Annotated in this window: 7 protein-coding genes and 2 riboswitches; of the genes, 1 reads left to right on the forward strand and 6 read right to left on the reverse strand. The window is 38.5% G+C overall.

Going from position 1 to position 4,546, the window contains the following annotated elements; genetic code table 11:
- Positions 1–119: 119 nt before the first annotated feature.
- A riboswitch (TPP riboswitch) is annotated at positions 120–216 on the reverse strand.
- Positions 217–279: 63 nt separating this feature from the next.
- Positions 280–377, reverse strand: a riboswitch (TPP riboswitch).
- 97 nt (positions 378–474) lie between these two features.
- The 6 genes from QZ413_RS03885 to pepA form a co-directional block, all read right to left on the reverse strand.
- Positions 475–855, reverse strand: a complete 381-nt coding sequence (locus tag QZ413_RS03885; protein WP_297076615.1) for a type II toxin-antitoxin system HicB family antitoxin — start codon at positions 853–855, stop codon at positions 475–477.
- A 36-nt stretch (positions 856–891) separates the two neighbouring features.
- A complete protein-coding gene (locus tag QZ413_RS03890; protein WP_297076618.1) occupies positions 892–1,080 on the reverse strand; it encodes a type II toxin-antitoxin system HicA family toxin in 189 nt (62 codons plus the stop codon).
- Between the two features lie 126 nt (positions 1,081–1,206).
- Entirely contained in the window at positions 1,207–1,818 is a 612-nt protein-coding gene (gene ytpR, locus QZ413_RS03895) for a YtpR family tRNA-binding protein (protein ID WP_297076621.1), read from the reverse strand.
- A gap of 132 nt (positions 1,819–1,950) precedes the next feature.
- Positions 1,951–2,400: a universal stress protein gene (locus tag QZ413_RS03900; protein WP_297076623.1), complete on the reverse strand. Its 450-nt coding sequence runs from the start codon at positions 2,398–2,400 to the stop codon at positions 1,951–1,953.
- A gap of 15 nt (positions 2,401–2,415) precedes the next feature.
- Positions 2,416–2,733 (reverse strand): thioredoxin family protein, encoded by a 318-nt coding sequence (locus QZ413_RS03905; protein WP_297076627.1) that lies wholly within the window; start codon positions 2,731–2,733, stop codon positions 2,416–2,418.
- Positions 2,734–2,748: 15 nt separating this feature from the next.
- Positions 2,749–3,825, reverse strand: a complete 1,077-nt coding sequence (gene pepA / locus QZ413_RS03910) for a glutamyl aminopeptidase (RefSeq protein ID WP_297076633.1) — start codon at positions 3,823–3,825, stop codon at positions 2,749–2,751.
- Positions 3,826–3,989: 164 nt separating this feature from the next.
- On the opposite strand from pepA, the gene QZ413_RS03915 reads away from it, so the two are divergent.
- Complete coding sequence (locus QZ413_RS03915) at positions 3,990–4,355, forward strand: hypothetical protein (protein WP_297076630.1); 366 nt, start codon at positions 3,990–3,992, stop codon at positions 4,353–4,355.
- Positions 4,356–4,546 lie beyond the last annotated feature (191 nt).

Consider the following 4,546-nt stretch of genomic DNA (forward strand, 5'->3'; position numbering starts at 1 on the left):
TTTTGGTAAAGTCGATTCCTTTACTTGTGTGACAAATGGATGTGTCAGACACATTTGGTAAGGTGTTTGGGCATCTGATACTGCCAATGAATAAAACATGTTTTTCCTCCTTGATTTGGAAGACGCAAGCAATTACTCCCTACGCCAGTCTTAACTGCCAGGTTCTAAGGGTCAGGTTTTAACCTTCTCAACTAAATAGTCCCCCCGTAATAAAAAAATTGCGAAAAAAAAGCTCTCCATCAATAAATGGAGAGCGCAAAGTTTACTCAAATAAGGTGAGTGATCCAAACTTCTGCTCCCTACGTCAGTGTTAACTGTCAGGTTCTAAGGGTCAGGTTTTAACCTTCTCAACTATAAAAGTCCCCCCGCAATGATTTTACTAATGTCTACCTTACTATAGTCACTCTAAAAATACAAGTCGCTATTTACCAACTGGGAATGCTTCACCTAAGACAGCATGAAAACATTCAATTACTAACCGTATTTTTCAAATAAAGAATCCGTTAGTATTTTAGAAAAGTTTGCTTTATCATTCTCAGCACGAACAGCTAACCATTCTGGAATTGTTACATTTTTTCGAATTGTTTTATTTTTTATATAAGGCGTTGGATCAGCTTGAATTAACGTAACAAATTGATTTTCGCTTAAATCTCTAGGATGGATATGATCTACTCGTTTTGGCAATGGAATGTTTTCTTCAATATAGTAAGCTAATATCCCGGCTAAAAATTCTCTAGCGTTCGTCATCGCTTCTTCTAAATCATCCCCTTGAGTTCCACCATTAAATTCATCAAAAGTAACTGAGTAACCACCGTCCTCTTCTTCTGTAAAAATAGAGTAGTAACTGCGCAACATAAGAACACATCCTTTCTATTTTTAGAAAACCTAGGGCTACTTCAGCCCTAAGTCTCTCAATAAGGTTTGCTCAATACCTTTTTTCAAATCTTTGTTTCCATGAACAGGAATCGAAACAGGTAGAAAGCCTTCCTTGGTCACAATATGGTGACTTCCAGCGACTCTCATTTCTTGCCAACCATTTTTCAGCGCAAGTTTGAGCATTTTTTTACCGGTAAGTGGCATTCGCGACTACCTCCTTACGCTATTTATTATACGCATTATACGCATATTTTTCAATATAAAAAGAACCTCGTACAAATTTAAAAATTTGTACGAGGCTTTCTTTATATCGCTGTGATCGCAATGTTATTATTTACCAACTGGGAATGCTTCACCTACAACAGCATCTTGTGGTAACTCTAAGATTCCACGTTTTTTCGGTGCGTCTTTTAGGTGTAATTCTTTAGCAGAACATACCATCCCGAAGCTTTCAACACCACGTAATTCACCAGGCCAGATCAATAGGCCGTCAGGCATCATCGCACCTGGTTTAGCGACAACGACTTTCAGTCCTTGACGAATGTTGGGTGCACCACACACGATTTGTAGTTCTTTGTTGTTATCGATCTCAATTTTAGTAATCGATAAATGATCACTATCTTCATGAGGCACGCATTCTTTTACAAATCCCACGACAAATTTCGGTTCGTGATCGGGTGTTAATTGTTCTGTGAATCCTTCTTCTTGTAACCAAGTATTTAAGACAGTCACTTGATCGTCTGTTAAATAGACTTGACCACGCTCGTCGATCGTTAATTTTTCTGAAACGTTAAAGAAATTCCACCCGATGATTCGTCCATCTTCGGTTGTTAATTTTGCGATATCACCTTTACGTTCTGTTTGTTGTTCCATGCCCTTATCGTCTTCTAAGATCGTTAATAATGTATCGCTGACATGTTCTTTATTGTATGCAAAAATCATTTTCGTTCCTCCTAAAATCTATTCTTCGTTTCATATCTTACCAAACTTTTACTTTGAGTTCTCGTTTGATGCCAATTTTTTAATAAAAAAAAACGAGGAGGTGACAGAAATCTGTTCCCTCCTCATGTTTTATTATTCATCACGACTGACAACTAAAACGTCACAAGGTGCAGTTCGTGTCACGTAACTTGCCACACTTCCCATCACGAAACGTTCTGTTGCATGTTTTCCTGATTGACCGACCATGATCAAGTCGATCTTGTATTCATTTGGTAAGTTTTTGGCTAATTCTTCCTTGGGTGAACCATAAGCGATAATTGCTTCTAAATCATGAAAATCGACGTGTTTGGCGTGTTCTTTGACTTCATTGATCATGACGCTACTAATCTCTTCTTCTTGATAAAGTTCTGATTCGCCAATACTTGAATAGCCCATGTAAGAGGCAACAGGTTGATCGACTACGTTTACGGCTATGACTTTTCCATGATTACGACGTGCGATCTCAATTGCTTTTTTGAACGCTTCTTCTGCATGTTTTGATCCATCGATTCCGACTAAAATCGTATGATACTCTTGTTCCATCTTTCTCACCTTTTCTTAGTTAATTGTATTGTTGATGAATGTTGTGATTTCCTCTTTTGTTTTGCGGTCTTTATTGACTAAACGACCTAGTTCTTTGCCGTCTTTGATGATCACAAAACTTGGGATTCCTAAAATCGACCATTTACTAGCGACATCGATAAATTCATCGCGATCGACTTCAATGATCGTCCACTCTGGAAATTCAGCATCGATTTCGGGCATCGCTGGTTTGATAAAACGACAATCGCCACACCAGTCAGCGGTAAAGAAAAAGATATTTTGGCCTTTTTCTACATATCCTGCTAATTCTTCTAAACTTTTTGGTTTAATCATCTGTTTTCCTTCTTTCTATTGTCCAGCAACGATTGTATCAACAGTTGTACGATCTAAGTTTTTGATTACTTGGATCACCATCTCACGTGCTGCTTCATAATCTTTGATGCTAAATAATGTTTGGTGGGTATGGATATAACGCCCTGGAACACCGATCACACTACTTGGGATGCCTTCATTTGCTGTATGAGCTGCACCAGCATCCGTACCACCTTTTGATACAAAGTATTGGTAAGGGATATCGTAAGTTGAAGCCATATCCAGTAAAAATTCTTTCATTTTTGGCAACATAATTAAACCTGGATCAAAGATGCGAAGTAAAGTTCCTTCACCTAAATGACCAAAAGTACCATTTTTCGTCACGGTATCGTCAGCTGGTGAGCAGTCGACTGCAAAGAAAATTTCTGGTTTGAATTTTGTAACTGACGCTTTAGAACCACGTAAGCCGACTTCTTCTTGTACATTTGCTCCAGCAATCAATGTATTCGGTAATGTTTCCTCTTTTAACGCTTCGAGCGCTTCTAGTACCACAGTACAACCATAGCGATTATCCCAAGCTTTGGAAATAATGTTTTTACCATTTGCTGTTTTGATCGTTTCAGCAACAGGTACGATCGTATCACCTGGTCGAACGCCATATTCAAGTGCTTCATCGCGTGAATCAAATCCTGCATCAAATAGAATATCAGTTACTTCTATCGCTTTTTGACCCGCAGCACCTCGCAATAAATGTGGTGGGACTGATGATGAGATACATGGATAGTTGCCTTTAGCCGTTTTTAGTGTAAAGCGTTGTGCTGAAACGACATACGGATTCCAGCCACCTAATGGAGTCACTTTAAATAAACCACGATCAGTGATTTGTGTAATTAAAAAACCGACCTCATCCATATGAGAAGCTACCATGATTCTTGGTGCATCTGCATCTTGATTGTGACGGATCCCAAAGATTCCGCCTAACCCATCTTGTGCGATCTCATCGACAAGTGGCGTCATTTCCTGTTTCATATAGGCACGGATATCGTGCTCAAATCCGCTCGTTCCTTGTAACTCGGTTAATGTCTTGATGCGTTGAAATGTTTTTTCTTCCATAATCTGATTGGTAGAACCAATCATCGCCTCCTTTTAAATTGGCTTTTGTCTTATTATAACGCAAATTACTTTTCTTGAAAGGACTCATGGTTTGAAACCTGTTACTTTTTTTGAGATATGGTAAAATACAAGAAACGTCACTACTTTATTCAAGGAGGACTTGTATGAATCAAGAACAAACACCTTTACTTAAAGGACTAGCTATCGGTGCTGGAATCGGTATGGCTACAGGAATCGTCGCAAGCATCTGGTATCAAAAAAAGAAACATTTAGCGGCTGATGATGTCTTAGCCAACATCAAAAAAGCCTTTTTAAAAGAAGGATCAATTGAAGGCTCTTTTATCGAATATGAAAGCAAGCCTTATCAAAAATTTGCCATCAAAGTCGATAGCTACGCCGGTGGAATCACTCGATTTGAAGATGATCAACTAGTAGCTTATCAATTTTTAGCTGATGCAAAAACCGGTACGGTCTTAGAGATCAATCGCGAAACTGCTGAAATCAGCGATGATATTTTACTTGGATTTTAAAAAAGCAGCTCTTTTTAAAGAGCTGCTTTTTCTTATAGTATTCATATTTTATTTCGCTAAACGGTAGATTGCATCTGCATAGATTGCTGCTGAACGGAATAGATCGTCTAATTCCATAAATTCATTGGCTTGATGCATCGTGTCTGTATAGCCTGGGAACATTGCTCCATAAGCAACACCACGTTCTAATA

The sequence above is a fragment of the uncultured Enterococcus sp. genome (assembly GCF_913775425.1).
In the GTDB taxonomy this organism is placed as follows: Bacteria; Bacillota; Bacilli; order Lactobacillales; family Enterococcaceae; genus Enterococcus_G.

What these genes read in the sequence shown, in the direction of transcription:
- QZ413_RS03900 (WP_297076623.1), bottom strand. Translation starts at nt 2,400, where the DNA reads ATGGAACAAGAGTATCATACGATTTTAGTCGGAATCGATGGATCAAAA.
- pepA (WP_297076633.1), bottom strand. Translation starts at nt 3,825, where the DNA reads ATGGAAGAAAAAACATTTCAACGCATCAAGACATTAACCGAGTTACAA.
- QZ413_RS03885 (WP_297076615.1), bottom strand. Translation starts at nt 855, where the DNA reads ATGTTGCGCAGTTACTACTCTATTTTTACAGAAGAAGAGGACGGTGGT.
- QZ413_RS03905 (WP_297076627.1), bottom strand. Translation starts at nt 2,733, where the DNA reads ATGATTAAACCAAAAAGTTTAGAAGAATTAGCAGGATATGTAGAAAAA.
- QZ413_RS03890 (WP_297076618.1), bottom strand. Translation starts at nt 1,080, where the DNA reads ATGCCACTTACCGGTAAAAAAATGCTCAAACTTGCGCTGAAAAATGGT.
- QZ413_RS03915 (WP_297076630.1), top strand. Translation starts at nt 3,990, where the DNA reads ATGAATCAAGAACAAACACCTTTACTTAAAGGACTAGCTATCGGTGCT.
- ytpR (WP_297076621.1), bottom strand. Translation starts at nt 1,818, where the DNA reads ATGATTTTTGCATACAATAAAGAACATGTCAGCGATACATTATTAACG.